Origin of the sequence: Streptomyces sp. AB3(2024) (genome assembly GCF_041862025.1) — a bacterium.
Lineage (GTDB): Bacteria > Actinomycetota > Actinomycetes > Streptomycetales > Streptomycetaceae > Streptomyces.
Map to the genome: position 1 here is coordinate 1 of NZ_JBGWAB010000042.1, position 26,203 is coordinate 26,203.

The 26,203-nt window shown below is 74.1% G+C and carries 23 protein-coding genes and 1 pseudogene; 16 read left to right on the forward strand and 8 right to left on the reverse strand.

Going from position 1 to position 26,203, the window contains the following annotated elements; genetic code table 11:
• Positions 1–196 precede the first annotated feature (196 nt).
• Complete coding sequence (locus ACEPPI_RS18380) at positions 197–919, reverse strand: hypothetical protein (protein WP_373916299.1); 723 nt, start codon at positions 917–919, stop codon at positions 197–199.
• Positions 920–1,058: 139 nt separating this feature from the next.
• On the opposite strand from ACEPPI_RS18380, the gene ACEPPI_RS18385 reads away from it, so the two are divergent.
• A complete protein-coding gene (locus ACEPPI_RS18385) occupies positions 1,059–1,844 on the forward strand; it encodes an SDR family NAD(P)-dependent oxidoreductase (RefSeq protein ID WP_373916300.1) in 786 nt (261 codons plus the stop codon).
• A 9-nt stretch (positions 1,845–1,853) separates the two neighbouring features.
• Here ACEPPI_RS18385 and ACEPPI_RS18390 read toward each other — a convergent pair whose 3' ends face one another.
• Entirely contained in the window at positions 1,854–2,456 is a 603-nt protein-coding gene (locus ACEPPI_RS18390) for a sigma-70 family RNA polymerase sigma factor (protein WP_373916301.1), read from the reverse strand.
• 103 nt (positions 2,457–2,559) lie between these two features.
• On the opposite strand from ACEPPI_RS18390, the gene ACEPPI_RS18395 reads away from it, so the two are divergent.
• Together ACEPPI_RS18395 and ACEPPI_RS18400 are read left to right on the forward strand one after the other, a co-directional pair.
• Entirely contained in the window at positions 2,560–3,516 is a 957-nt protein-coding gene (locus ACEPPI_RS18395; protein ID WP_373916302.1) for an alpha/beta fold hydrolase, read from the forward strand.
• A 66-nt stretch (positions 3,517–3,582) separates the two neighbouring features.
• Positions 3,583–4,467 (forward strand): hypothetical protein, encoded by an 885-nt coding sequence (locus ACEPPI_RS18400; protein ID WP_373916303.1) that lies wholly within the window; start codon positions 3,583–3,585, stop codon positions 4,465–4,467.
• A gap of 37 nt (positions 4,468–4,504) precedes the next feature.
• On the opposite strand, the gene ACEPPI_RS18405 is transcribed toward ACEPPI_RS18400, so the two are convergent.
• Entirely contained in the window at positions 4,505–5,176 is a 672-nt protein-coding gene (locus ACEPPI_RS18405) for a TetR/AcrR family transcriptional regulator (protein WP_373916304.1), read from the reverse strand.
• Between the two features lie 179 nt (positions 5,177–5,355).
• Here ACEPPI_RS18405 and ACEPPI_RS18410 point away from each other — a divergent pair, with 179 nt between their 5' ends.
• The 8 genes from ACEPPI_RS18410 to ACEPPI_RS18445 all read left to right on the forward strand — a co-directional run bounded on the left by ACEPPI_RS18410 (position 5,356) and on the right by ACEPPI_RS18445 (position 13,188).
• Complete coding sequence (locus ACEPPI_RS18410) at positions 5,356–6,342, forward strand: aldo/keto reductase (RefSeq protein ID WP_373916305.1); 987 nt, start codon at positions 5,356–5,358, stop codon at positions 6,340–6,342.
• A 194-nt stretch (positions 6,343–6,536) separates the two neighbouring features.
• The gene (locus ACEPPI_RS18415) at positions 6,537–6,944 is read left to right on the forward strand and encodes a MazG-like family protein (RefSeq protein WP_373916306.1); all 408 of its coding nucleotides are present in this window, start codon (positions 6,537–6,539) and stop codon (positions 6,942–6,944) included.
• Positions 6,941–7,744 (forward strand): PIG-L deacetylase family protein, encoded by an 804-nt coding sequence (locus ACEPPI_RS18420; protein ID WP_373916307.1) that lies wholly within the window; start codon positions 6,941–6,943, stop codon positions 7,742–7,744. Before ACEPPI_RS18415 ends, ACEPPI_RS18420 begins: the two co-directional genes overlap by 4 nt.
• Positions 7,745–7,815: 71 nt before the next feature.
• Positions 7,816–8,388, forward strand: coding sequence for a hypothetical protein (locus ACEPPI_RS18425; protein ID WP_373916308.1), 573 nt, complete (start codon positions 7,816–7,818; stop codon positions 8,386–8,388).
• Positions 8,385–10,445, forward strand: a complete 2,061-nt coding sequence (ligA, locus tag ACEPPI_RS18430; protein ID WP_373916309.1) for an NAD-dependent DNA ligase LigA — start codon at positions 8,385–8,387, stop codon at positions 10,443–10,445. Before ACEPPI_RS18425 ends, ligA begins: the two co-directional genes overlap by 4 nt.
• A gap of 117 nt (positions 10,446–10,562) precedes the next feature.
• Complete coding sequence (locus ACEPPI_RS18435; RefSeq protein WP_373916310.1) at positions 10,563–11,429, forward strand: DMT family transporter; 867 nt, start codon at positions 10,563–10,565, stop codon at positions 11,427–11,429.
• A gap of 57 nt (positions 11,430–11,486) precedes the next feature.
• Positions 11,487–11,933, forward strand: a complete 447-nt coding sequence (locus ACEPPI_RS18440) for a hypothetical protein (protein WP_373916311.1) — start codon at positions 11,487–11,489, stop codon at positions 11,931–11,933.
• A gap of 34 nt (positions 11,934–11,967) precedes the next feature.
• Entirely contained in the window at positions 11,968–13,188 is a 1,221-nt protein-coding gene (locus ACEPPI_RS18445) for a serine hydrolase domain-containing protein (protein WP_373916312.1), read from the forward strand.
• A 218-nt stretch (positions 13,189–13,406) separates the two neighbouring features.
• Here ACEPPI_RS18445 and ACEPPI_RS18450 read toward each other — a convergent pair whose 3' ends face one another.
• The 3 genes from ACEPPI_RS18450 to ACEPPI_RS18460 all read right to left on the reverse strand — a co-directional run bounded on the left by ACEPPI_RS18450 (position 13,407) and on the right by ACEPPI_RS18460 (position 16,271).
• Entirely contained in the window at positions 13,407–14,195 is a 789-nt protein-coding gene (locus tag ACEPPI_RS18450; protein ID WP_373916313.1) for a CAP domain-containing protein, read from the reverse strand.
• Between the two features lie 465 nt (positions 14,196–14,660).
• Complete coding sequence (locus tag ACEPPI_RS18455) at positions 14,661–15,650, reverse strand: hypothetical protein (RefSeq protein WP_373916314.1); 990 nt, start codon at positions 15,648–15,650, stop codon at positions 14,661–14,663.
• Between the two features lie 45 nt (positions 15,651–15,695).
• Positions 15,696–16,271, reverse strand: coding sequence for a PadR family transcriptional regulator (locus ACEPPI_RS18460; protein ID WP_373916315.1), 576 nt, complete (start codon positions 16,269–16,271; stop codon positions 15,696–15,698).
• A gap of 194 nt (positions 16,272–16,465) precedes the next feature.
• On the opposite strand from ACEPPI_RS18460, the gene ACEPPI_RS18465 reads away from it, so the two are divergent.
• The 4 genes and pseudogenes from ACEPPI_RS18465 to ACEPPI_RS18480 all read left to right on the forward strand — a co-directional run bounded on the left by ACEPPI_RS18465 (position 16,466) and on the right by ACEPPI_RS18480 (position 20,970).
• Positions 16,466–17,275 (forward strand): FAD-dependent monooxygenase, encoded by an 810-nt coding sequence (locus ACEPPI_RS18465; protein WP_373916316.1) that lies wholly within the window; start codon positions 16,466–16,468, stop codon positions 17,273–17,275.
• On the forward strand, positions 17,275–18,072 hold the full coding sequence (locus tag ACEPPI_RS18470) for an FAD-dependent monooxygenase (RefSeq protein WP_373916347.1): 798 nt from the start codon (positions 17,275–17,277) through the stop codon (positions 18,070–18,072). The genes ACEPPI_RS18465 and ACEPPI_RS18470 overlap by 1 nt, the downstream gene beginning before the upstream one ends.
• Before the next feature lie 860 nt (positions 18,073–18,932).
• Positions 18,933–20,207 (forward strand): annotated as a pseudogene (locus tag ACEPPI_RS18475) (calcium-binding protein); the annotation flags it as partial.
• A 70-nt stretch (positions 20,208–20,277) separates the two neighbouring features.
• Complete coding sequence (locus ACEPPI_RS18480; RefSeq protein ID WP_373916317.1) at positions 20,278–20,970, forward strand: calcium-binding protein; 693 nt, start codon at positions 20,278–20,280, stop codon at positions 20,968–20,970.
• Between the two features lie 81 nt (positions 20,971–21,051).
• Here the strand turns inward: ACEPPI_RS18480 and ACEPPI_RS18485 are convergent, their stop codons facing one another.
• The gene (locus ACEPPI_RS18485; protein ID WP_373916318.1) at positions 21,052–23,775 is read right to left on the reverse strand and encodes an exo-beta-D-glucosaminidase; all 2,724 of its coding nucleotides are present in this window, start codon (positions 23,773–23,775) and stop codon (positions 21,052–21,054) included.
• 238 nt (positions 23,776–24,013) lie between these two features.
• Here ACEPPI_RS18485 and ACEPPI_RS18490 point away from each other — a divergent pair, with 238 nt between their 5' ends.
• Positions 24,014–25,252, forward strand: coding sequence for an SLC13 family permease (locus tag ACEPPI_RS18490; protein WP_373916348.1), 1,239 nt, complete (start codon positions 24,014–24,016; stop codon positions 25,250–25,252).
• Between the two features lie 92 nt (positions 25,253–25,344).
• On the opposite strand, the gene surE is transcribed toward ACEPPI_RS18490, so the two are convergent.
• On the reverse strand, positions 25,345–26,157 hold the full coding sequence (gene surE / locus ACEPPI_RS18495; protein WP_373916319.1) for a 5'/3'-nucleotidase SurE: 813 nt from the start codon (positions 26,155–26,157) through the stop codon (positions 25,345–25,347).
• Positions 26,158–26,203: the final 46 nt, after the last annotated feature.

Genomic DNA, 26,203 nt, shown 5'->3' on the forward strand with positions numbered 1-26,203 from the left:
GCGGGGGGGTGGGGGCGGGGGGGCCGTGGGGGGGGGGGTACATATCGCCCCCCCACCCCCCACACACCCCCCGGCCGGGGCCCCCCCCCGCCCCCCCCCCCCCCCCCCCGGCCGGTGCCGTGGCTTCGGCGTAGCGGCGTGCCGGACGGGCGCAGGCCGAAACAAGCTCACCGCACTGTGCACCCCCCGGCCCGGCTCAGGAGCCGGCGGCGGGCTGCAGGGCCGTCTTGACGAACTCCTTGGTGCGTTCGACCGCTTGCACCATGGAGAAGTGCTTTCCGCCCGGCGGGAAGTAGTCGATCGCGCCGACGGCGCCGTAGTCGGCCCAGTAGCAGGTCGTCATCGGGAAGCTGTCGGCGACGTTCTGCTGACACTTGATCACCGCGGCAGGGGTGCTGACCGCCGTCGGTTCGCCGACGAGCGGCCGTTCGCCTTTACCGGCGCCCAGGGACTCCTCGAAGACCTTGTCCAGGGTGGCCTTGGGGTCCGCCACCTTGTCGAACAGCTTCGTGCGGGCGATGAGGTCCGGCGCGGTGACCGTGATGGGGCCCTTGCTCAGTTGGATGCGGGGGAATCCGAAGCAGGAGATCCGGTCGCCGCCGCTCTTGTCCTCGCGGAGGGGGAGGTCGTCGGTCCCGGACAGGCGCACGTCCTTGCCGTTGCCGAAGCGGAAGCCGCCGTCACCCTTGTCACAGGTGAGCTGCTCCATCACGGGAAGACCGACGCGCGGGTACCGGGTCCCCTTGTCGGCCGCCAGCTCGCCGTCCGCCTGCTTGGGGAGGGAGGGGGAGGCCGCGTCGGGCGAGCCGGCAGCGGCCGGCTTGCCGCCGCCGCTCGGCGCCGTCTCCCCGCTCGCACCGCACCCCACGGCGAGCATGCCCAGTGTGGTGACACCCGCGACCGCAACCCACTTGTTCATGTTTTCCCGCCCCGGTATTCCTGAATGATCAACGCAAGCCTAAGGGTTCGAGGCGGAGGCCTCTGCGCCCGGAGCGGAGTCGGGCCGGGCGAGCGGGCTCCCGGTTCGGGGCGTGCGGGGGGTGGGTAGGGAGCCCGGCATGCGACGTTTCGAGGGGTACGGCGTACTGGTCACGGGTGCGGGGCGCGGCATCGGTGAGGCCGCCGCCCGACGGCTGGCCGGGGAGGGTGCGCGGGTGCTGGTCACCGACCTGGACGGGGAGCGGGCCGAGAAGGCGGCGGCCGGCATCCGGGAGCGCGGGGGCGCCGCCGAGTCGCTGGGCTGCGACGTGGGCGACCGCGCCGCGGTCGAGGCGGCCGTCGCCCACGCGGTCCGCCGCTTCGGCACGCTCGACGTGCTGGTCAACAACGCCCACTCCTGCCACCCGGACACCCCCCTCTTCGAGGACGGGACCGACGAGACCTGGGCACGGGACCTGGACGTCACCCTCACCGGCGCCTACCGCTGCGCCCGCGCCGCCCTCCCGCACCTCGCGGCGGCAACCGGCCGCCGGGGTGCGATCGTCAGCATCGGCTCGGTCAACGGCGAGCAGGACTTCGGCAACCACGCCTACAGCGCGGCCAAGGCGGGCCTCGCCGGACTGACCCGTACGCTCGCCGGCCACGCGGCGCCCCGGGGCGTCCGCGTGAACCTGGTCGCCCCCGGCACGGTCCACACCGACGGCTGGGCGGGGCGCGAGGCCGGGCTGGAGGCCGCCGCCGGGCACTATCCGCTGGGCAGGGTCGGCCTGCCCGACGACATCGCGGCTGCCGTGGCCTTCCTGGCGTCCCGCGACGCCGCCTGGATCACCGGTGTGACCCTCCCCGTCGACGGGGGCATCCTCATCAGCCAGTCCGGTCTGCGGGGCGCCCTGCGCGGGGAGTGACCGCCCGGGTCAGGCCGTACCCCCGAGCCGGTCGCGCTGGATGCGGTGCGCCAGCGCACGCCGGACGGAGGCCGGCCCCGTGGCGGCCGCCGGGGGCCCGGCGGGGACGTCGAGGCCGCGGCTGATCTCGTCGTACGCCTCCCGGTAGCCGTCGGGCAGCTCGGCCCGGCGCAGCCGCAGGTCCTCCTCGACCAGCCGCCGCAGCTCGTCCACCGTCCGCGGGGTGAAGTGCTTGCGGCCGCGGGCGAACGCGTCGACGTGACGGGTGCAGCGGGCGGTGGCGCCGAGGGTCTCGGAGATCTCCTCGGCCAGGCCCCACAGGCGTCCTTCGAGCCAGGGCGCGTCGTGCTGGCGGAGGGAGAGTTGCATCGGGGTCGGCGTGGGGTCCTCCGCCCTGTACTTCACCACCTGCTTGGAAACGGCCGGCTGGCTCATGTCCGTGAGCCGGGCGATCCGCTCCTGGGTCCAGCCCAGCCCCACCAACACCTTGATCATCTCGGAGCGGAGCCTGCGCATCTCCTCGCCCGCCCGGATGACCTCGTTCATGTCGGCGAGGATCCGCCCCGCCTGCTCCTCGCTCAGTGCCCCGGAGGGGTCCGTGGTGCCTGTCATGGCTCGGTTATACACCGGGGGAGGCATTGACCATAACCAGGTTTTACATCCCGGTTGTACAACCTGGTTGTACAACCGGGTTCTGGGTGGCAGGATCCACGCCATGCCCACTTACCCCGCACCCGACGGAACCCTGCTCGCCTACCGCACGATCGGCGACGGCGACCCCCTGCTCTGCCTCCCCGGCGGCCCCGCGGACTCCCGCTACCTCGGCGACCTCGGAGGTCTGGCCCGCCACCGCCGGCTGATCCTGCCGGACCTGCGCGGCACCGGCCGGTCCGCCGTCCCCGAAGACACCGCCTCCTACCGGTGCGACCGCCTGGTCGACGACGTGGAGGCCCTGCGCGCACACCTCGGGCTCGCCCGGACCGATCTGCTGGCCCACTCCGGCGGGGCGAACCTCGCGGCGCGGTACGTGGCCCGGTACCCGGAGCGGACCGGCAGGCTCGCCCTCATCGGCCCCGGCGCCCGAGCCGTCGGCATCGACGTCAGCGGTGCGACGCGGCGCGAGCTCGCACTGCTGCGGAAGGACGAGCCGTGGTTTCCCGAGGCCTTCGCCGCGCTGGAGGCGGTCTCCAGGGGCGTCGGCGGAGCGGCCGACCGGGCGGCCCTCGCCCCCTTCTTCTGCGGCCGGTGGGACACCGCGGCGCGCGAGCACCACGAGGCCGGGCAGCCGCGCAACCCGGACGCGGTCGCCCACTTCGGCGCCGACGGCGCGTTCGACCCCGAGGCCACCCGGACGGCGCTCGGCACCTTCGCGGGCCCGGTCCTGCTCCTCGCCGGGGAGTTCGACCTGAACAGCCCGCCCACGATGGTCGCCGGATTCGCGGAGCTCTTCCCCGACGCCACGCTCGTCGTCCAGCCCGGAGCGGGCCACTACCCGTGGATCGACGACCCCGCCCGCTTCGTGGCGACCGTGGCGGAGTTCCTCGACGCGGGTGCGGCGGTGACGGCGGCGGACGCCCCGGTGCGGACGCCGACCGTACGGCCCCACGCGCGCGGTGGGGCCGTACGCCGTACGGCGCGGCGGCGATCCCGGGCAGACGCCGCTCGGATGTGACGATCCGGAAGGCGGACGCGGCCGCCCGTCCGGAGGGGGCGGCCGGGGGCGGCTACCATCGCGGGCATGGCGGACCCCGAACAGAGCGGCCGAGCACAGGACACGTCCTCCGCGTCTCCCGCGCCCTGGCGCGTGGGCGTCGTCGAGTACCGGCAGGCCACCGGCCTCCCGCCGTACGAGCGCCACCGCGCGGGGAAGGCCCGGCCGCTCGCCTCGCGGGACGGCCTGCGCATCCACGGCACGGTCGGCCGGGTGACCTGCGTCGACGGGTCGGGCCTCACCCGTTGGACCCACCGCTGCGCCGGCCTGCCCAACGCCGCCCACGTCAGCGGGGACCGGGTCCTGGTCACCACGGACTCCCTCGACTACACCCCCTGGGGCCACCTCGGCCCGGCCCTCCTCCTCGACCTGGTGGACGGCACCCGGATCGCCGAACTGCGCGGCAAGCGCGGCGCCGCCCTCGGCGGCGGCCGCTTCCTGCTCGGCCTGGAGGGGTACGACGCCTTCGACACCCGGCAGTACGACCGCGACGCCGCACTCGTCGACTCCTGGCGCAGCTACGGCCATTACGTCATCGGCACCGGCATCCGCGTCGTCGAGACCGACCGGAGCCTTCCGACCGGCAGCCGTGTCGTCCGCCTGCTGCCCGGCGGCGTCATCGAACGCGGCCCCCGCCTGACCGGAGCGTCGGCCGCGCGGCCCGTGGTCCTGGAGGACGGCACCATCCTCGTCCTCGACGCGGGGGTGCTGCGGGCCGTGGACCGTCGGCTCGGTGCCACCGTGCTCGCGGAGCTCCTGCCCGCCACCGCCGACGAGGACCCTCGCCGGACGGTGTCCCTGCGCCGCGAGGGCGGGAACGTCACCGCGGTCATCGCCGAGCCGCGGCCCGGTCACCCGAGCCGGTACACCGTCCACACCTGGACGATCGCCCTCCACCCGCCCCACGGCTGAGGCCGGCCGGCCGGGGACCCGCGGCGGCGGGACCCCGTCAACGGCGGGCCAGGAGGCCGTCCACCAGGGCGTCCAGCCCGTCCCGGTAGGTGTCCTCGGCGGTCAGCGGGGCCCACCGGTCCGCGAGCTCGGCCAGCCGCGGCAGCTCGTCCGGAGCGAGGCCGGCGAAGACCCGCTCCCGGTGCGTCGTACGGTCGTCGTCCGCACGCCGCCGCTCCGCCGCGGCCCGGACCACGATCTCCCCGGCGGTGTAGTACCAGATCGCGCGGTAGCCGTGCACGGCCCGTTCGGGGGTCAGCCCACATGCGACCAGCCCGTCGACGATCTGCTCGACGAACCACAGCGCGGAGGCGGACATCAGGTCGTCGGCCGTCAGCACCTCCACGATCCAGGGGCAGGCGGCGAGCGCCCCGTGCACGGCGACCGCGGCGACGACGACCCGCTCGCGGGGGTCGGCGGACAACGTCCCGGGCCGGCGCAGCGTCCGGGCGGCGTGGTCGTCCAGCAGCAGGAGGAGCAGTTCCTCCTTGTTGCGGACGTGGTGGTACAGCGCCATCGGGGTACTGCCGATCTCGGTGGCCAACCGCCGCATCGTCAGCCGGTCCACCCCCTCGGCGGTGACGATCCGCCGGGCCGTCCCGATGACCTCCTCACGGGAGATGCGGGGAGGCCGGCCGAGGGTCTTGCGTGGTACGGACGGTTGCGACATGGACCCATCATCCCCTGGCCCTCGACAGGGGCGGGCCCTGGCCCTGCCTGCCGTACACCGAAGTCGGCGCTCTCGGCGAAGGCGGCCCTGGCGGAGAGGGCGTCGAAGTCGGTTGACATGGAGCGCACTCCAACACCTAGCGTCCTGAGCAGACGAACTCGATCTCAGGAGGCATCACCATGACCGACCTTCCCACCCGGTACCTGGGCGAACTGGCCGTCTCCGCACAGGGGCTGGGGTGCATGGGCATGAGCCACGGTTACGGCGCGTCGGACGACGCGCAGTCGATCGCCACCCTGCACCGTGCCCTCGATCTCGGGGTGACCCTCCTGGACACCTCCGACTTCTACGGCGCCGGGCACAACGAGGAGTTGATCGGCCGGGCCGTGGCGGGACGCCGCGACGAGGTGGTGCTGGCCACCAAGTTCGGCTTCGCCAACCGCCTGGGCGAGCCCACCCTGGTCCGCGGTGACGCCGCCCACGTCCGGCAGGCGTGCGAGGCGTCGCTGCGCCGCCTCGGGGTCGACCACATCGACCTCTACTACCAGCACCGGGTCGACCCGCAGGTGCCGATCGAGGAGACGGTCGGTGCGATGGCCGAGCTGGTCCGGGAGGGCAAGGTCCGCCACCTCGGGCTGTCCGAGGCCGGCGCGCAGACCATCCGGCGGGCCCACGCGGTGCACCCGATCGCCGCCCTGCAGAGCGAGTGGTCGCTGTGGACCCGCGACCTGGAGGCGGAGATCGCACCGGTCTGCCGCGAACTCGGCATCGGCCTGGTCCCGTTCTCCCCGCTCGGGCGCGGCTTCCTGACCGGGCAGTACCAGTCGGTCGAGGGGCTGTCCGAGAACGATGTGCGGCGCACGCAGCCGCGCTTCGCCGACGGCAACCTCGAACGCAACCTCGCGATCGTCGCGAAGCTGAACGAGCTGGCCGCGGCCAAGGGGGTCACCACCGGCCAGCTCGCCCTGGCCTGGGTGCAGGGCCGGGGCGACGACGTGGTGCCGATCCCCGGCACCCGGCGGCAGCGCTACCTGGAGGAGAACCTCGCCGCACTGGCCGTGGAACTGTCTCCCGAGGACCTGGCCGCCATCGAGGCCGCCGCGTCGCCGGACCGGATCGCCGGCACTCGCTACGACGCGACCAGCCTCACCTTCGTCAACCACTGAGCCCCCACCGCCGACCGGCCCGCGCGCCCCAGGCGCCGCCACGCCGGTCGGCCGTGTCCGCGCGAACGTGTGAGTTCGATGGCGTCCGGGTGCGCAGGGGCCGTCCCACAGGCCAGACTCGTCATTGCCGACCCGCCTCCGGCGGACCGAACCGCCCTTCCCCGGAAGGCCGTTGCTCCTGAAAGGAGCCATACGTGAGCGAGATCCCCGTGACCGGGACAGGTACACAGGACCTCTGGCCCGTCATCGAGCGGCTCGCCGTGTCCTTCGCGCGCCGCGACGACGAGCGGGGGGTGTCCGCGGAGGAGCAATGGACACTCCAGGTCCTCAAGATCGGCGAGGAGTTCGGGGAGGCGGCGCAGGCCGTGATCGGAGCCCGCGGCACCAACCCGAGGAAGGGGTACAGCCACGGCTGGCCGGACGTCCAGGCGGAGGTCGCGGACACCGCCATCACCGCCCTGGTCACGCTCGCCCGGATGCGGCCGGACGACGCGGCCGAATACCTCGCGCGTCAACTCGCCGCGAAGTCGGCCACGTTCCTGCCCGGCCGGCAGCAGCCGCCGTCGCCCGGCGACCGGACGGAGCCGGAAGCGCACCGGTGACCGGCCGCAGGTCCCGCTCCCGCCCCGGAGGAACCACGTCCGTACCGAGCCTGCTCGCAGTCTTCGCCCACCCCGACGACGAGTCCCTCCTCGCGGGCGGCGTGCTCGCCCGCCACGCCGCCGCGGGCGCGCGTACGGCCGTCGTCACCACGACCTGGGCGCCGGACAGCCACCGTGCGCCCGAACTCGCCGATGCCCTGCGCATCCTCGGCGCCGGTGGGCCGCGGATGCTGGGGTACGCCGACGCACGCGTGCCCGGGTCGGCACCCGGCCGGGCGCGGTTGCTCGACGCGCCGCAGGACGAGGTGGTGGCGCGGCTCGTGCGCCATGTGCGCGAGGTCCGGCCCGATGTCGTCGTCACCCATGACGGGTACGGCCAGCTGACCGGCCACCCCGACCACGTCCGCACCCACCGGGCGACCCTGACGGCCGTGCACGCCGCCGGCCTGGAGCACCTCCACCCCGAGGCGGGGGAGCCCTGGCTGCCCAGCGCCGTCTATCTGGCCACGCACCCCCACTCGGGCGCCGGCGAGCTCGGCGCACTCCTGCGGAGCGTGGGGAAGACCGTACGCAGCGTTCCCGACGAGCACGTCACGGCGACGGTCGACGTACGTCCGTGGCTGGAGCGGAAGTGGTCCGCCATCACCGCGCACCGGAGCGAAGCGGAACGTGAACGCCCGCTGCCGGGAATCCTCTCCCGCCTCCCCGCCGAAACCCGGGACCGGATCCTCGCCACGGAGTGGTACACCCGGCTCGCCGTCCGTCCCACACCGGGCGACGACGACGCCCTGACCGCCTGACGCCCTGACCGCCTGACGACCGGGCAGCTCTCGACCCTCCTTCGGGTCAGGCGGCGGACTACGCTGTGCGCATGCCGCCCCGCCACCGGACGCGTCCCGCCGAGGAGCTGCTCCACACCGTCGAGGACCTTCACGAGCTGCGCTTCCCCCGGCAGGAGGAGCGGGCGGGGGACCGATGGGGCGGGCCCGGGTACCACCTGGTCGTGTTGGTGGAGAGCCAGGACTTCTGGGAGGACCGCGACACCGGGCTCGTCGAGGAGGCCGAGGCGGGCGTGGAGGCCGACCGCGCCGCCCTGGCCGAGCTCCTCACCCGGCGCTGGGGCGCCCCGGCCACGGTCGACCTCGGCGCCCGTCCGGGCTTCGCCGGTACCGGTACCGGTACGCACACCGATCCCGATTTCGACGCCGAGGAGCCGGAGCCGATCGGGTTCCTCTCCGGGGTGACCTCCACCCTCCAGGTGTGGCTGCCGGGCGGGTCCGAGCGCTGGGTCGGCCTGGCCGTCGGCCAGGCCGATGCCGAGTGGCCGCTGCAGCTGCTCGCCGCGTTCGCAGAGGCGTCCGCACTGCCGAGACGATCCCCGCCCGATGACCGGCCGCCGGCCGGGGGCCGTTGTCAGACCCGTGGTGCAGGATCAAGGACATGAAGAGCCTTTACGCCGATGAGGCGCTGTCCAGCATGTCCGGCCGCGACGACTACGAAGCCGCTCTCGGCCGCCTGCGCGAGGCGTCGCGGGCGTACTACGGGGACGGTGACAGCCCCGTCGACGATGCCACCTACGACCGGCTCCGCCTCGCCGTGCTGGCCTGGGAGCGGGCGCACCCCGACGAGGTCGCCCCGGATTCCCCGACCGCTCTGGTCGGGGACGGTGCCGCCCCGGCCGGCGACGTCGCGCACACCACCCGGCTGCTCAGCCTCGACAACGTCTTCGACCCGGCCGGCCTCACGGCCTGGGGCGTCTCCCTGCAGCGCCGCCTCGGCCACGAGCCGGCCGGCGGGTTCACCGTCGAGCCGAAGATGGACGGCGCGGCCGTCGCCGCCCGCTACCGCGCCGGCCGTCTGGAACGGATCGTCACCCGGGGCAACGGCACCCACGGCGAGGACGTCAGCCACGTCATCGGCACCATCGAGGGCCTGCCCGAGCACCTGCCCGTGCCGCTCACCTTCGAGGTGCGCGGCGAAGTCCTCTTCACCCAGCAGCAGTTCGAGACGGCGAACGAGGTGCGCGCCGCGCACGGCGCGCAGGTCTTCGCGAACCCGCGCAACGGCACGGCCGGCACCCTGCGCGCCAAGGACCGCCCGTACCGGCTCGCGATGACCTTCTGGGCGTACGGGGCGGTCGAGCTGGACGGCTGTGCCTTCGCACCCGCCGGCGCCACGCACGCCGAGGTCCTGGCCGCCGTCGCCGAGGCCGGGGTGCAGACCACCGCCGCCACGCCCGCCGGGCTGCACGTCGTCGCCACCCTGACCGAGGCGCAGCGGAAGGTCGACGAGATGGCCGCGCTGCGTCCCGTCCTCCCGTTCGGCATCGACGGGGTCGTGATCAAGGCGAACGACGCGGCCGAGCAGGCCGCGGCCGGTTTCGGCAGCCGGTTCCCGCACTGGGCGACGGCCTTCAAACTCCCGGCCGTCGAGCGGCAGACCGTACTGAGGGACGTGGTCTGGGACGTGGGCCGCACCGGCGTCCTCGCCCCGACGGCCATCCTCGAACCGGTGGACATCGACGGATCCACCGTCACCCGCGCCACCCTGCACAACCCGGCCGACATCCGCCGCCGCGACCTCCACCTCGGGGACACCGTGACGGTCTACAAGGCCGGCGACATCATCCCCCGAGTCCAGGCCCCGGTGACCGGCCTCCGTCCCGCCGGGGCGCGCGAGGTGCCGCTGCCCACGGCCTGCCCGAACTGCGCGGGCGAGATCAACAAGGACCAGGAGCGGTGGCGCTGCGCCAAGGGCACGGCCTGCGCGCTGCCCGCCCTGATCGAGTACGCGGCCGGACGCGACATGCTCGACATAGACGGCCTCGGCAAGACGTACGTCAAGGCTTTGATCGACTCCGGTGACGTCGCCGACGTCGCCGACCTCTTCACCCTCACCGAGGAGCAGCTCACCGTCGCCTCCGGCAGCGCCAAGCGCGGGGCCAGACTCGCCGAGCAGATCGAGGCCGCCAAGTCCCGCCCACTGAGCCGCGTCTTCTGCGCCCTGGGCGTGCTCGGCACCGGGCGGAGCATGTCCCGGCGCATCGCCGCGCACTTCGAGAGCATGGATGCGATCCGCGCGGCCGACGCCGCCGCCCTGCAGGAAGTCGACGGCATCGGCGGGGAGAAGGCCCCGGTCATCGTCGAACAGGTCGCCCTGCTGGCATCCGTCATCGACAAGCTGGCCGAAGCCGGCGTGAACATGAAGGAGCCGCGGGAAGCGCGCCCCGTCGCGGAGGGCCCCCTGGCCGGGCGCACCGTCGTCGTCACCGGCAAGATGAGCGGACCGCTGGAGACACTGGGACGCTCGGAGATGAACGCCCTGATCGAGAGGGCCGGCGGCAAGGCGGGCAGCAGCGTCAATTCCAAGACCGCCTACCTGGTCTGCGCCCCGTCCCCGAGCGGGAAGCCGAGCTCGAAGGCGGTCAAGGCCGGGGAACTGGGCGTCACCGTCCTCACCCCGGAGGCCTTCGCCGAGCTCGTCGCGGACCACCTGGCCTGACACGGGCCGTGCGGGCCGCCCCCGTCCGCGGACCCGGACGGGGGAATGGGCGCCGCCGGGCGCGTACCGTGCGGTGTCATGGCGCCGCGCCGCGACGGGTGCGGTGAGGATCGGGGCATGGGCTTCGTACTGCCGGTCCTCTTCGCGCTGTTCGCGGCGTTCAGCAACGCCCTCGCGACGGTCCTCCAGCGGAGGGCCTCGCCCACGGTGCCGCAGAGCGACGGCTTCCGCTTCGGGCTCGTCCTCGATCTGCTGCGCCGCCCCGTGTGGATCGGCGGGTTCCTCGCGGTGATCGCGGCCGGCGTGGGCCAGGCCGCGGCGCTGGCGACGGGCGCGCTGTCCCTCGTACAGCCGCTGTTCGTGCTGGAGCTGCCGCTCGCCCTGCTGATCGCCTCGCTGGTCGGGCGCAACCGGCTGCCGGGGGTGCTGTGGCTCGCCGTGGCCGCGGTGGTGGCGGGGCTGGGGACCGTACCGGTGGCCGCCTCGCCGACGGGCAACCGCACGCACGTTCCGCTCGACCGGTGGGTGATGGCACTGCCGGCGTGCACCGCGGCGGTGGCCGTGCTCGCGGCGGCCGGACTGCGGCGGCGACCGGGCCGGATGCGGGCCGGATGCCTCGGCGCGGCCACCGCCGTCTGCTACGCCCTCACGGCGGCCCTCATGAAGTCGGCGGTGCACGCACTGAGCGAGGGCGGCGTCGGGGCGTTCCTGACGACCTGGGAGACCTACGGCTTCGCCGCGAGCGGCATCTGCGCCGTGCTGCTCCTCGAACACGCCATGCAGGGCGGGCCGCTGGTCGCCTCGCAGCCCGCCCTGACCCTCGGCGACGCGGGCGTCAGCGTCGCGCTGGGGGTGCTGCTGTACGAGGAGCACCTGCGCACCCATTGGTGGCTGGTTCCCCAGCTGCTGGGTCTGGCCCTGATCTGCGCGGGGGTGCTCGCCCTGGCCCGGTCGGGGGCGGGGGAGGAGCCCGGCGCGCCGTGAAGCCGGGTGGGGCGCCGCCCGGACCGGCCGGGTCGGGCCGCGTCCCGCGGGAGCCCGGTGGAGGGCGACCAGTCGACGAGACCGGCGGGCACCGCCCCCGGGGTCTCTTCACCCCCCACCCGGGGCCGCCTGGTGGCCTTCGTCCTGCTGGTCGCGGGCGGGGTGCTCACGGCAGTCGTGCCGCCGTTCGTCCCTCCGGACGATGCCGGACGTCGCGCTGCCCGAGGGCCGGCTCGGGCTGCTCGCCGAGCCCTCACCCGCGAGCGGCAGAACCTGCTCGCGGTGATGTCCACCCTGGGCGAGGAGTCCCTCGTCCTCGACAAGGGGCGCATCGTGGAGACGGGCACCCACACCAGCCTCCTCCACGGGCGCGGCCGCTACGCCGCGCTCGTCCACGCGGGCCCGCCGACGGAGGGGAACCGGCGGAGGGGAATCCCGCCTTTCGCGCCGACGGTCGTCCGCGGCCCACCGCGCGGGCGGGGTGGCGCGGCCCTACGGTGGTGATGTCGTTCCGCTCCCGGCGGCAGGAGGCCGCGCCGTGAAGCCGATCCCCGTCGGGCTGCGCCGGGCCTGTGTGGCCGTCGCCGCCGCAGGTGTGCTCATCGCCCCGGTCGCCGCGGGTTCCGCGTACGGGGCGCCCGCGCCGACCCGCGCGGCCCCCTCCCCGCCGGCGGACACCGGCTTCCCGAAGCTCACCCCGGCCGTCGCGGCGAAGCTCGACGCCGCCATCCTCAGGACCCTGCGCGAAACCAAGGTCCCGGGCGTGATCGTCGGCCTGTGGGCGCCGGGCAAGGGCAGCTACGTGAAGGCCTTCGGCGTGGCCGACAAAGCGACGTCCGCCCCCATGACGCCCGACCTCAGGTTCCGCATCGGCAGCGAGACCAAGACGTTCACGGTCACGGCCCTGCTGCGGCTCGTCGACCGGAAGAAGGTCGGCCTGGACGACCCCATCGGGCGGTACGTCGCCGGCGTGCCGAACGGTGACCGCATCACCCTGCGCCAGCTCGCGGGCATGCGCAGCGGGCTCTTCAACTACAGCGAGGACCCCGCCTTCGACAAGGCGCTCACCACTGACCCCGACCGCCCCTTCACCCCGCAGGAGTTGCTCGGGTACTCCTTCAAGCACCCGGTGCGGTTCGCCCCGGACGCCCGGTTCGAGTACTCCAACACCAACCTGGTCCTGCTCGGACTGGTGGTGGAGAAGATCACCGGCCGCCCGATCGGCGAGGTCATCGCCCAGGACGTGCTGAAGCCCGCGGGGCTGCGCCACACCCTCTTCCCCACCGGCGCGGAGTTCCCGAGGCCGCACGCACGCGGCTACACGAACCAGACCGCCAGTGGGAAGATCGAGGACTCCACCGACTGGAACCCCTCCTGGGCCTGGTCGGCCGGAGCGATGATCTCCGACCTCCAGGACCTGCGCAGCTGGGCGAAGACCGTCGCCACGGGCACCCTGCTGACGCGCGCCACCCAGGCCGAACGCCTCAAGACCCGACCCATCGGCATTCCCGGCGCCGGCTACGGCCTGGGCATCTTCGACGTCCAGGGCTGGATCGGCCACAACGGGTCGATTCCCGGGTACGAGACGCTGACCGTCTACCTGCCGCAGGAGAAGGCGACGATGGTCGTGCTGATGAACACCGACGTCACGGTCGGCGGCCAGGAACCCAGCACCCTCTTCGGCGAGGCGATCACGAGCGTCGTCACCCCCGGCCACGTCTACCCGGGTCACAAGCCGTCCGTGTCCACGGGCCGCTGACCGGCCGGTGCGCGGGACCGGAACCGTGCGCTATGCTGATCTTGTTCTCGCGGCCGTGGAAACGCAGTGGCGGGACCGGCGTTGGTGGTCCAAGGAAAGACATCCCACTTCCCGTGGGGGAATGCAGGTGCAAGGCCTGCCCAGCGCTCGACCGAAAGGCCCCGGCCTCCTCAGGGAGGCCGGGGCCTTCGTTGCGTTCGCCGAGATGGCGGAGCGGGTCAGCGGGCCGCGCCGAAGTCCTGCGTCCAGTACTGGCCCGGCTGCGCGAGGCCGACCCCGATCTCCTTGTAGGAGCAGTCGAGGATGTTCCGCTTGTGGCCCGGGCTGTTCATCCAGCCCTCCATGACCTTCGCGGCCGTGGGGTAGCCGTAGGCGACGTTCTCGCCGTACGTGCTCCACACGTATCCGGCACGGGTGATGCGCCCGCCCGGATCGGAGCCGTCGGAGCCGGTGTGGGACATGGTGGCGTGGGCGGCCATGTCGGCACTGTGGTCCTGCGCTGCCTTGGTGAGCTGGGCGTTGACGGTGACCGCGGGACACCCGACTGCCGCACGCTCCTTGTTGACGAGCGCGACGACCTCGGCCACGGGGCCGGAGGGCGCCGCGGAGGCCTCGGGGGTCGCGGGGGCTGCGGGGGCCGCGGTCTCGGCCGGCTGCTGCGCGGGCTGCTGCGCGGGCTGAGGTGCCTGCGGCTGCTCCGCGGCCGGCGCGTTTTCGTCCGCGGGTTCCACCGGCGGCTCGGAGGCCGGCTCGGCGACCGGCTCGGCGGGGGCTGCGGGGGCGGCCGCCTCGACCGGCGCTTCCACGGGCGGCTGTGAACCGGGGCCCCCGAAGGTGGGTGCGTCGCCCCAGGGCCGGCCGTCGTGCCCGGCGGCGCCGGCCGGCGCGGGGCCGGAGCCCTGCGGGCCCAGGCACGCCATGGCGGCAGAGGGGACGCCCACGAGGGCGAGGGCCCCGAGGGTGACGATTATCTTCCGATGGTGCGTCTTCTTACGGTGCTTCCGCATGCCTGACCTCACTCGGTGATCGCGAAGCTTCCGGCGCCGGACCGCGAGGACGCCGGAGGAGCCGCCATTCTTAGAAACCCGGCAGCGGCCTGGCAAGCCGTGCCCGCCGCACCGGCGGGGGACGCGAGGGCGCGGCTTGAATCGTCCGGAAGATCGTGCATGTCCTCGCCGCAGCCGGTCGGGCACGCATCTGACGCGGCACTAGGACCCCTCGCCACCAGCCGCGTTGCCCCGGACGAGACGGGAGGCCCTGATTCCGTTTCTGGTGGAGGCCGGAATGTCCACGTGAAATAGGTACAAAAGATGAAATGTCGACGAGGGTACGGCCGCTGCCGGCCCATCCGGGCCGCCGGGTGGGGCGTGACGCATGTCACGCGTTCGCAAAGGAACCGGAACGCCGCGGCGCCCGGTGGCCCGGCGCCCCCGTGTCACCGGCCCCAGAGGCCGCCGGGGACGCCGGGGCCGTCAGACGCTGAGCCGTTCCACCAGCCTGCGCATGGTCTCGAAGGCGGGCTTGGGGGTGTAGTCGTCGGTGGTGAGTCCGAACCGGTGGAAGAGGCCCGGGTCGGCGCTGTCGGCGTCGCGGAGCGCGAAGTGGGTGTACCCGCCGAGGCCGAGTTCCCCCGCGCGCGCCGCGACGACGCCGAGCAGGGTCTCCACGACCTCGGCCTGGCGGCGCGCAGGCCGGTCCGGGCCGGTGGGCCAGCCGTGCTCGGTGATGTGCAGGGGCAGGTGCCCCAGGCCGGCCGGGGTGAGCACCGCGTCACGGTGGTGCCGTAGCAGCCCTTCGACGGCGGAGGCGAGGTCGGCTGCGGCCACGGGCCGGAAGACGTCGGGGAAGAAGTCCAGTCCCACGTAGTCGAGGTCGGCGACGAAGCGGGCGCCGCCGAGGTCGGTCAGGTCGCCGACGAAGGAGGTGTCCGGCCCGAAGAGCGGGGTGGTGTTGAAACCGATGAGCAGGTGGGTGAGTCCGAGCGCGCGGGCCTGCGCCCCGGCTTCGGACACTCCGCGCACGATCGCCTCGCGCACGCGCGGGTAGTAGCCGTCCAGCAGTGGGTTGGACGTGACGTTCGGTTCCTCCGTCACCTGGAGCGTGCGCGTGACCGCGCCGTACTGGACGACCAGTTCCCGCAGGAAGGCGCAGTAGCCGTCCACGTCCCCGGAGGAGGACCTGTACTGGGCCACCAGGTCGAGCCGCCGGCCCCGGACCGCGTACCGCCCGGCGTCGGCCGGTGTCGCCGTCGGGTGCGGGCCGCCGAGCCGGGTGGCGTCGTCGAAGCCCACGTACGCGCGCACGAGGAACGGGCGGTCCGCCCGGCCCTGAAGCCGGTCGAGGGCCGCGGTCACCCGGGCGGGGTCGTCGGGCGGACCGGTGGTCAGGCCGCCGCTGTCGTCGCCGGTGAGTCCGCCGGGGTAGATCCCGAAGAGTAATCCTCCGGGCGTTGTCGCTGTCATGTCGTCGCTTTCCCTTCGTCGTTATGTCCGGTCCCGGTCCCGGCTTCAGCCGGCCGGTGGCCAGGTCAGCGCACCGGTGCCGATGTCGTCGAGGACGGCGTCGATCCACGCCGTCTCGGCCCGTGCGAGGCAGAGCGCGTACTCGGCCTCGATGACGAACAGCCGGGGCGCGCCGGCCGCAAGGGCCTCGGCGAGACGGCTCTCGTCCGCCGCCGTGCGCTCCCGGAGGCGCTCGACGCGCTCGGTCAGCGCCTCGGCGGCGCCGTCGGGTCCCAGGGCGCCCAGGTGGGTGACGGCTCCGAGGAAGCGGGAGAACTCCCGCTTCGGGTTGCGGATCTGGGAGTCCAGCCGCCGTACGAGTTCCTCGCGGCCCGCCCCCGTCAGCTCGTAGACGGTCCGCTCGGGCCGGTTGCCCGAGCGCTGCCGGCCCCGGTCGGTCACCCAGCCGGCCTCGGCCATCGAGGCGACCGTGTTGTAGAGGGTGCCGCGCGTGATCGCCGCGGCATGGCTGTCGCTGCGTTCCCGCAGCTCGGACAGCATCTGGTAGGGGTGTGCGGCCCGTTCCAGGAGGAGGCCCAGCACGGCCAGCACGATCGGGTTGTCCAGGGCTCGACGAGGCATGGTCGAAATCTAACAGTCCAAATAGACTATTGGCGACGGGAGGAGGAATCTTCGCTCGGGGCGAAGGGCGGGCGCGGCGCGGCCGGACGGCGCGGGTGGAGGTGCTTGATGGTCGCGACGGTCCCAGGCCGGGGCGGCGCGCAGCAGGGTCGCGCGGTGCCCCGGCTGCCCGAGGCGAGCAGGAGGAGCCCGACATGTCCGTGGCAGACACCGAGGTCGACGTCCTGATCGTCGGGGGCGGGCCGGTCGGGCTCACCGCGCGAGCGCTGCTGGAGCGCTGGGGCGTGGCCACCCTGCTGGTCGAGAAACGCCGGGCCCTGTCGCCGTTTCCCCGCTCCCGGCTGGTCAACGCGCGCTCGATGGAGATCTACCGTCAGCTCGGCCTCGCCGACGGGATCGCGTCCCGCGCCTTCGGGCCGGAGTTCGGCCACATCCGATTCCGCGACACCCTCTGCGGGGGAGATTTCGCCGAGGCGCCGGTGGCCGGGGTCAACGCGGCGATCCCGGAGAGCCCGGTGATCGGCGTGGTCACCTCGCAGGACCGGCTGGAGCCCCTCCTGCTCGCCGCCGCCGAGGCGCTGGTGCGGTTCGGAGCCGAGCTCGTCGGCCTGGCCGAAGGGCCGCGGGACGTCGTGGCCACGCTGGTCGACCACGGACGCGACGGGGCGCGCACGCGCGTCCGCGCCCGCTACGTGCTGGCCGCCGACGGAGCCAATTCCTCCGTACGACGACGGCTGGGGATCGGGACCACCGGCCCCGGCGCGCTGGGAGACTTCACCACCGTCGTCTTCGACGCCGACCTCGGCCGATGGTGCGCCGGCCGGCCGGCGTCTACTTCACCGCGCACGGCTCCTTCGCCCCGCTGTACCCCGAAGGGGGCTGGGCCTGGTTCGGGCCCACCCCCGAGGACCCGGCGGACGTCGACTGGCCCGCTCTCCTCGCGGGCGCCCTCGGCCCCGGCGACGGCGTACGCGCCGACGTGCTGCGGGTCCAGCACTGGGTGATGAACGCCTTCGTCGCCGAACGCCTGCGCAGCGGCCGGATCCTGCTGGCGGGCGACGCCGCCCACGCCGTCCCCGTCTTCGGGGGTCTGGGCATGAACACCGGCCTCGCCGACGTGCACAACCTGTGCTGGAAGCTGGCCGGCGTCCTGCGGGGCTGGGCCGGCCCCGGCCTGCTGGACACCTACGAGCCCGAACGGCTACCGGTGGCCGGGCGGACGCTCCGCCGGACGGTGGCCAACACCCGACGCGCGCTCGACGTACAGGGGCGGCGCCGCGAGCGGTGTGCGTCCGGTGGGCCGGCGGTGCGGCCCGAAGAGGTCGAACTGCCGTGGTCGGAGGGGTTCTTCGCCCAGCTCGGTCTCGTACTCGGTGTCGCCTACCGCTCCGGCGCCGTGCTCGGGGGCGCCGGCACGGCTCCCGACGCGGGCGACGTGGCGACCCGGGACACGGACGGCGCGGACGGCGCGGACACGCACTACGTCCCCACCGCCGAGCCGGGCCACCGCATGCCGCACATCTGGCTCACCCGCGAGCGCTCCACGCTCGACGCCTTCGGCCCGTGGTTCACCCTGATCACCGCGGACCCCGCCCTCTGGGCGCGCCAGAGCGCCCCGTCCTGGCCGTTGCGGATCGAACCGCTCAGGGGCGAGCACGCGGAGCGCTGCGGCCTCGCCCCGCACGGAGCGCTGCTCGTCCGCCCCGACGGCCACATCGGCGCCCGCTGGCGGGGGCGCCCGCCGGCCGCCTCCAGCCTCCACGACGCGCTCACCACGATCACCTCCGCGCCCCGCCCCTGACGGCCCGTACGCACCCCCCGTCAGCCCCGGCGGAACCAGCGGCGCACACCGGACGGGCCGGGGCCGGCCGCGGGCGGGCTCTGCGCGGGGACGGGGGAGGGCACCGCCGCGGCGAAGGGCGGAAGCGTCTTGAAGCCGTCGTGCAGGGTCACGGTCGCCATGACGCGGTGCAGTGCGGCCCGGACCAGGGTGAGCGGGTGGTCGGGGAACTCCGCGTCCCACTCCTCGTGGTCACCCACGTGGTACGGCAGTCCTCCCTCGACGCCGGGCCCGTACGGATGCGGGGCGAAGTACCGCTCCGGACCCGTACGGGCCAGGACGACGGACTCACGGACCCCGGTCGTCGCGCCCTCACCGGCCTGGACCTTCACCGTGGCGCTGCACGTGGCCCGCGGCACCGTCCACGAGCCGAGGAACACCTGCCCGTGGCCGTTCGGCCGCCGGACCTTCACGAGCTGACGGACGGCGGGGACGGAGTCCACCTCGCCCACCACGGCCTCGATCAGGCCCGCGCCGGCCGCGGCGACGGACCGGGCGAGCCCGTGGCGGAGCCGGCCGGGGTCGTCGAGAGGGGCGGGCAGGTCCGGGGCGAGGCCGAAGAAGTGGACCGACAGGACGAGGCCCCGAGCGTCGGTCCACACCCCCGGCTCCTGCTCGGTGAATCCGGTGAGTTCGAGGTGGGTGATCGGTGTCATGCCGATCATCATCGCCGAGTGCACCCCGCGCGCTCCTCCGCCGGGGTGGTTCCCGGCGCTCCGGTGGGCGTGGTGCGGCACGTTCCGCGGGGTGCGGGCCGGGCCCGGCACGAAGCTGTGCGCTGCTTCCCGTACGACGCGCGAGGACCGGAGGTCCGTACCCCCATGACCCACGCACACCCCACACCGGCGCAGCCGCGCCGCAGACCCGGTGGGAGGGCCGGGCTGCCGGCCGCGCTCGGCCTGGTACTCGTACTCCTGCTGCCCGGCACCGCGCTGGCCGCCCCTGGAGACCTGGACCCCGCCTTCGGCCCCGGCGGGCGGGTGACGACCGTCTTCCCCGGGTTCGCGGAAGGCCACGACGTCGCACGGCAGGCCGACGGCAAACTGGTCGTGGCGGGCCTCAGCGAGGGCGGCTTCGCCCTCGCCCGCTACAACACCAACGGCAGCCCGGACACCACCTTCGACGGTGACGGCCGGGTGACCAGCGACTTCGGCGGTGGCGCGCACGTGGCCAACGCGGTGGCGGTGCAGCCCTCGGACGGGAAGATCGTCGTGGCGGGCACCACCGAAGTGCCCGGGGAGGGCGGCGGCTGCTGCTTCTTCTCCGTGGCCCGCTACAACACCGACGGCAGCCTGGACGGCGGCTTCGGCGACGGCGGCCTCGTACGGGTCGACGAGTTCGGCGGGTCCGCGGACGGCGCGGACGTGGCGGTACAGCCCGACGGCAGGATCATCGCCGCGGGCAAGGGCGCCGGTGGCGGTTTCGCGCTGGTACGCCTGACCAGCGGCGGAAGCCTCGACCCGAGCCTCGGCGGGGACGGAGCGGTGGTGGCGGGCTTCACCCCGGCCTCGCCCCAGGACGCCGGGGGCACCGCCCGCGGCATGGCCCTCCAGTCGGACGGCAAGGTCCTCGTGGTCGGCTACGTGGGCAACACCGCCTTCGACATCGGCGTCGCCCGCTACAACGCCAACGGCACCCTCGACACCACCTTCAGCGGCGACGGCATGGTCACAGCGGACTTCGGCGGCACCGAGTTCGGCAACGCCGTGGCGGTGCAGCCGGACGGGAAGGTCGTCGCCGCGGGTGACGGCGGCGCGGGCGTCGCCCTGCTGCGCTACAACGCCGACGGCAGCGCCGACACCGGATTCGGGACCGGCGGGCGCCGCTCCGTCGCCTTCCCCGGTGACGGCGGGGGCGCGTCCGCCCTGGCACTCCAGCCGAACGGCAAGATCGTCATCGCGGGGCAGGCCGACGACCCCAACAGCTCCGAGGCCAACGACTTCGGCCTGGCCCGCTTCAACACCAACGGCACCGTGGACACCGGCTTCGGCGGAGACGGCTTCGTGGTCACCGGCTTCGGGGACTTCGACGCGGCCCGCGGGGTGCTCGTACAGCCGGACGGGAAGATCGTCGCAGCGGGCCACACGGCCGGCTCCGCCTTCGCCCTCGCCCGCTACGAGGGCGGCGACGGCACACCCCCCCCCGCCGCCGGGCGCCGACCTCGCGGTGACGAGGACCGCAGCGACCACCGTCAGCATCGGAGACCGTGCCTCGTACACGGTACGGGTCTCCAACTCGGCGTCCTCCACCGCCACCGCGACCGGCGTCAGCCTGTCCGACACGCTCTCCGGGGCCGGTGTGACCCTCACCTCGGCCACCACCTCCCAGGGCACCTGCACGACCACGGCGACCGCGGCCACCTGCGCCCTCGGCAGCCTGGCCCCGGGTGCGAGCGCGACGGTCACGGTCACGGCCGAACCGCGGGCCACCGGCACGCTCACCGGCACGGCCAGGGTCACCGCCACCCAGCCGGACCCGGCCGCCGGCGACAACACGGCCAACTCCACCACCTCGGTGAACAACGCACACGGCTGCACAATCATCGGCACCAGCGGAGCCGACACCCTGAACGGCGGCTACTTCAACGACGTGATCTGCACGCTCGGCGGCAACGACACCGTGCGCGCGAGCTACGGCAACGACACCGTCTACGGCGGCTACGGCAACGACAACATCGACGGCGGCTACGGCGACGACACCCTCGACGGCGGACCCGGCACCGACATCCTGACCGGCTCCTACGGCAACGACCGCCTCACCACCACCGACGGCGTCGCGGGCAACGACACCGCCAACGGCGGCAGCGGCACCGACACCTGCACCACCGACTCCGGAGACATCCGCATCAGCTGCCCCTGACGCGGGGCCCCGATCCACCCGTCGTGCCGTCGCCGCCCCCGCAGCGACGGCACGCGCGCGTCCCGTCCCGTACCGTCGCGGTCAGCCGGCCGGGACCGTCACCGTCGGGGTGTTCCACCCGGAGACCCGCAGCCGCGGCGCGGCTCCGCGCAGATCGCCCGTCCGGTAGGCGGCCGTCAGCGTCGCCGACTCACCCGGCCACAGGCTGATCTGGTTGTCGCTCCACCGCACGGGCAGCACGGGCGCGCCCCCGGCGCCCACCAGATGGACGTCGGTGAGCAGGGCCGGTGCGTTCCCCGTGCCCGCGTGGCGCACGGTCACCGTCGTCGTGGACGTCCCGGAACCGTCGTCCCGCGTGGTCGAAGCCGTCGCGGAGACGGCCGTCCGCGCCATCGTGTTCAGCCCCGTCAGATCGGCGTAGGAGGTGGTGGGCGTGTGATACCAGTCGGTTTCCGCGTAGTCGAGCACGTCCGCCTCGGTGGACAGCCAGTAGACGTTGCGGCTCACCTCCCGCCCGCTGCGGTCGGTGAGCAGCAGCCGCGCCAGGTAGGTGGTGGACAGGCCCGGGACCGAGGCGGGGACGGTCAGCGCGGTCTTGCTCGCGCCGTCGCCCGCGACGTCGAGCCCGGTCACCGTCCGGTCGTACGCCGGCTCGCCGTCCGTGCCGAAGAGCGTGACCCGAGCCGTCAGCCCGGAGGCCCCGGACGTCCGGTTGTTGACGACGGTCACCGCGCGGTCGTCGTAGCCGTACTGGACGTGCAGGGGCTCGTTCGCCTTCTTCGCCCCGAAGTAGGCGCCGCCCTGGTCGAGGTAGCGGTCCACCAACTGCCAGTGCAGCGAGGTCCAGCCGCTGTTGAACATCCAGTACACGACGCCGGTGGACGGTTCGGAGGCGTCCTTGGCATTGCGGGCGTACGCCTCGAACTGCGCGCGCACGTTCTCGTACTGCGCCAGCTGGGCCTTGCGTACGTAGTCCTCCAGGCCGGTGGGGGGACCGTAGCGGTTGGACAGCGCGTCGTCGTACAGCCGCAGCGTCGAGAAGGTCGCCGAGGGGGAGCGGTGGTACTGGGCGGCGGACGGATCCTTCCAGAGGGTTTCCAGCTCGGCCGGCGACATCATGCGGCGCAGCGTGTCGAGGGTCGGGACGTCCGGGCCGGCGCTGGTCTCGGAGTTGAAGCCGGTGGCCCCGCCCTCCCGCTTGTCGTACCAGTACGAGGGCGGGACCCAGTCGTACGGGCCGGTCATCTTCATCCCGGAGTTCCCGCTGATCGGCGCGGAGGCGTTGGAGGCCGCGGGGATCACCGGGGCCGTCCAGTCGGCGGCCTTCAGAGCGTCGAGGTAACCCTGCTCGATGGTCCGGTTCGGCGCGAAGTCGCTGCCGATCAGGAAGGAGGCGACGCTGGGGTGGTGGCGGAGCCGGGCGGCTTCGGCGGCCATGGAGGCCTTGGCCACCGGGTAGTCGGCGGCCTCCCACCGCTCGCCGGCCTCGGTGCCGTTGACCTCCCCCTCCCACTTGCCGCAGCACTCCCAGCCGGGAAGCGTCAGGATCCCGTACCGGTCGGCGAGGTCGAAGAACTCGTCGGGCTCGATGTGCCCTTCCAGGCGCAGGGTGTTCAGGCCGAGGTCGAGGGCGTACCGCAGCCGGTCCTCGACGTACGCCGGGTCCCAGCGCAGGAACTCGTCGGGGGACCAGCCGCCCCCCTTGATCAACAGCGGGCGGCCGTTGACCTCGTACTGCCGGGCGCCGTCGGCGTTCAGCGGGGCCCGCACCTCACGGATCCCGAAGGACTGGTGCGCGGTGTCGGAGGGTGTGCCGTCCACGGTCGCGGTCAGGTCGAGCGTGTACATCGGCTGCCCGCCCATCGCGGCGGGCCACCACACGCGGGGCGCGCGCAGCCGGAGCGCGGGGTGGTCGGCGGGGGAGAAGACCACGGTCCTGGTCTCGTGGGGCTTGAGGGTGACGCTGCGGCTGACGGCGGCCGGACCGGCGGTACCGGACACCGTGGTGGTGACGGTGGCCGGCGAGTCGTTGCGCACCCGGGCCTTGACGGTCAGGTCGGCGGAGGACATCGACGGCAGGGCCAGGGAGGTCACCACGTGCGCGTCGCCCAGGGCGACCGGCCCGCCGCGGCGGACCGTCACGTCCCGGGCCAGGCCCATGTTCCCGTCGGGCGGCGGCTGCAGCCAGTCGAGCCAGCCCGTCGTGAGCCGCTTGCGCGGATCGTTGGGCTGGACCCGGAAGGCGACGGTGTTGGTGCCCGCCGTGATCAGGTCGGTGACGTCGAGTTCGTGCCGGGTGTACGCGCCCGCGACCGTGGCCGCCGGGGAGACGAGGCGGCCGTTGACGAAGACGTCGGCGGCGGAGACGACCCCGCTGAAGTCCAGGTACGTACGGACGGCCGGTTCGGTGACGACGAAGTCGGACCGGTACCACCAGGGCACGGCGAAGTCCGCGGCCGGGACCCGCTTCAGGTTGGTGGAGTAGAAGGGGTCGGGGTGGACACCGGCCGCGAGCAGGGCCGCGAGCACGGTGGAGCGGGAGCCGGCCGGATACCAGCCGGCCGTCCGATAGCCCGGCCTGGAGACGGCGGCCCCGGGGTCCGCGACCTCGGCCGTCGACCGGATCGCGTACCCGGACAGGACGGTCCGGCTGCCCGGCACCGAGCCGACCCGGGTCGCCGCGGGCCCGGGGGCGGGCCGCGGAGCGTGCGGCACACGGGACGTGCCGGCGGTGAGGGTCAGGAACAGGGCGACGACGGCCAGCGTGGCGGTCCGTCCGCGCAGGAGGGTGCGGCGGTGGAACAAGGGGGTCCTCCCGCGGGGGACGGGGCCGGGATTCCGCGCGGTGCCGAGTCTGCCACGGCCGGGCCCGCGGACCGCGGCGACAGCCCGTGGGCGTGCCCGCGAGCACGGCGGCACCCCGAGGGTGGTCCGGGGTCCGCGCCGATGGTGGCATCCTGATGTGCGGTTTCGTGGCCGCTGTCCGGCCGGGTTGGTCCTCGTCGGCCGGGAGTGCGCGCTGAACACCGTCATAGCCGAGTCGCTGTCGCTCGCCCTGCTGCTGGGCGTGCTGGCCTTCGCCGTCATACGGCCGCGCGGGCTGCCCGAGGCCACCGCCGCCGTACCGGCCGCCGCGGCGCTGATCGGGCTCGGGGTGGTCTCCCCGCAGGCCGCGTGGGAGCAGACCCGCGAGCTGCTGCCGGTGGTCGGCTTCCTGGCGGTGATCCTGGCGCTCGCCCGGCTCTGCGCCGACGAAGGACTGTTCCGGGCGGCCGGTGACGCGGTGGCCCGCAGGTGCGGGAGGAGTCCGAAGACCCTGCTGGGCGGGGTGTTCGCGGTCGCCGCGGTGATCACCGCCGCACTGAGCCTGGACGCGACCGTGGTGCTGCTGACCCCGGTCGTGTTCGCGACGGCCGCCCGCATCGGCGCCCGGCCCCGGCCGCACGTGTACGCGACCGCGCACCTGGCGAACTCCGCCTCCCTGCTCCTGCCCGTCTCCAACCTGACCAACCTGCTGGCCTTCACCGCCAGCGGCCTGTCCTTCACCCGGTTCGCCGCCCTGATGACGCTGCCCTGGCTGGCCGCGATCGTCGTCGAGTACGGAGTGCTGCGCCGCTTCTTCCGGGCCGACCTGGCCGCCGTGCCTGCCGGGCGGACGGGCACCGGGGAGGACGCCGCGCCGGTGCCCCGGTTCACGGTGGTGGTCCTCGCGCTGACGCTGGCGGGATTCGCGCTGGCCTCCTTCGCGGGGGCCGGGCCCGTCTGGGCCGCCCTCGCGGGCACCCTCGTCCTGGCGGGCCGCGCGCTGGCCCGGCGCCGCACGACACCGCGCCGGCTCGTCGCCTCCGCCGCACCGGCGTTCTGCCTGTTCGTCCTGGCCCTGGGCGTCGTCGTACGGGCCGTGGTCGACCGCGGCCTCGGCGACGCCCTCGCCACGGTCCTTCCCACGGGCGATTCCCTCCCCGCCCTGCTGGCCACGGCCGCGGTCGCCGCGCTCCTGGCGAACCTGATCAACAACCTGCCGGCCGTCCTGGCCCTGCTCCCGCTGGCCGCCCCGGCCGGCCCCGGCCCCGTCCTCGCCGTACTGATCGGCGTGAACATCGGCCCCAACCTGACCTACGTCGGCTCGCTCGCCACCCTGCTGTGGCGGCGCATCCTCCACGATCACGACGACCGGGTGGCCCTCGGCGAGTTCAGCCGCCTCGGACTGCTGACCACTCCGGCGGCGCTCGCGGCCGCGGTGACCGCGCTCTGGGCCGGCCTGAGCGTGATCGGCCCCTGAGCCCGGCCGGGTCCGTCAGACCGTACGGCGGCGGACCACCGTCCGTGTGCACGCACGCGCGGCGGTGCGGTGGTGCGGTGGTGCGGCGGTCGTCAGGGCCGGAGGCCGGCGATCAGAGCCGAGGCCACGGCGTGTTCGAGGGGCCCGGTGTTCCCGGTGGCGCGCATCGGGCTGACCGCGACCCGGCCGGCGCTGACGGCCTCCACGTCTCCGCCCCTCACCCCCGGGCGGAGACCGGGTCTCACGTCCACGTTCCAGGTGCCGTCGCCCGAGTCGGTGAAGTCCGCCGAGAGGATCGGCTGCGGGTCCTGGAACGTGACGGCCACACCGCGGGCCGCTCCCCTGCCGTCGGGACCGGCCACGGGGTGGTTCACGTTCAGGCCGACACCCTCGGGCAGCAGCGGCCCGGACCCGGCGCGCGACCGCAGCCGGTCGATCAGTCTGGCGGCGAAGTCGACCGTGGGGTCCATCGCGTTGACGGTGGTGACCGGATCGGGCACCGAGACGCCGCCGGTGCTCAACGCGATCGCGGGTACACCGGACTCCAGTGCCGTGACCGCGCCGCCGACCGTACCGGAGTGGGTGGCCAGACCGGCCACGTTCGGGCCGTGGTTGGTACCGGACACCACCAGGTCGGGGGCGCGTCCCCCGAACACCTCGGAGAGGCCGAAGGCCACCGAGTCGCCCGGAGTGCCGTCGACGGCCCACACCTTCGGTTCGGGGTGCTCCACCCGGATCGAGGGGGCACTCGTCGTCTTCGTGCCCGTGCCGCTCTGGTTGGTGAGCGGGGCGACGATGGTGACGTCGTGCCCGGCGGCGGTCAGCCGCGCGAACGCCTTGCGGATGCCGGGCGCGTCGTAGCCGTCGTCGTTGGTGAGCAGGATCCGCAGCGGGGGAGCGGTCACGGGTGCGGGCCGCGGTGAGGGCGCGGCCCGGGGAGGGGCGGAATCA

Coding starts and splice junctions, on each gene's coding strand:
- ACEPPI_RS18390 (WP_373916301.1), bottom strand. CDS start 2,456: ATGACAGGCACCACGGACCCCTCCGGGGCACTGAGCGAGGAGCAGGCG.
- ACEPPI_RS18385 (WP_373916300.1), top strand. CDS start 1,059: ATGCGACGTTTCGAGGGGTACGGCGTACTGGTCACGGGTGCGGGGCGC.
- ligA (WP_373916309.1), top strand. CDS start 8,385: ATGAAGAGCCTTTACGCCGATGAGGCGCTGTCCAGCATGTCCGGCCGC.
- ACEPPI_RS18465 (WP_373916316.1), top strand. CDS start 16,466: ATGTCCGTGGCAGACACCGAGGTCGACGTCCTGATCGTCGGGGGCGGG.
- ACEPPI_RS18405 (WP_373916304.1), bottom strand. CDS start 5,176: ATGTCGCAACCGTCCGTACCACGCAAGACCCTCGGCCGGCCTCCCCGC.
- ACEPPI_RS18400 (WP_373916303.1), top strand. CDS start 3,583: ATGGCGGACCCCGAACAGAGCGGCCGAGCACAGGACACGTCCTCCGCG.
- ACEPPI_RS18460 (WP_373916315.1), bottom strand. CDS start 16,271: ATGCCTCGTCGAGCCCTGGACAACCCGATCGTGCTGGCCGTGCTGGGC.
- ACEPPI_RS18450 (WP_373916313.1), bottom strand. CDS start 14,195: ATGCGGAAGCACCGTAAGAAGACGCACCATCGGAAGATAATCGTCACC.
- ACEPPI_RS18455 (WP_373916314.1), bottom strand. CDS start 15,650: ATGACAGCGACAACGCCCGGAGGATTACTCTTCGGGATCTACCCCGGC.
- ACEPPI_RS18410 (WP_373916305.1), top strand. CDS start 5,356: ATGACCGACCTTCCCACCCGGTACCTGGGCGAACTGGCCGTCTCCGCA.
- ACEPPI_RS18435 (WP_373916310.1), top strand. CDS start 10,563: ATGGGCTTCGTACTGCCGGTCCTCTTCGCGCTGTTCGCGGCGTTCAGC.
- ACEPPI_RS18470 (WP_373916347.1), top strand. CDS start 17,275: ATGAACGCCTTCGTCGCCGAACGCCTGCGCAGCGGCCGGATCCTGCTG.
- ACEPPI_RS18425 (WP_373916308.1), top strand. CDS start 7,816: ATGCCGCCCCGCCACCGGACGCGTCCCGCCGAGGAGCTGCTCCACACC.
- ACEPPI_RS18395 (WP_373916302.1), top strand. CDS start 2,560: ATGCCCACTTACCCCGCACCCGACGGAACCCTGCTCGCCTACCGCACG.
- ACEPPI_RS18380 (WP_373916299.1), bottom strand. CDS start 919: ATGAACAAGTGGGTTGCGGTCGCGGGTGTCACCACACTGGGCATGCTC.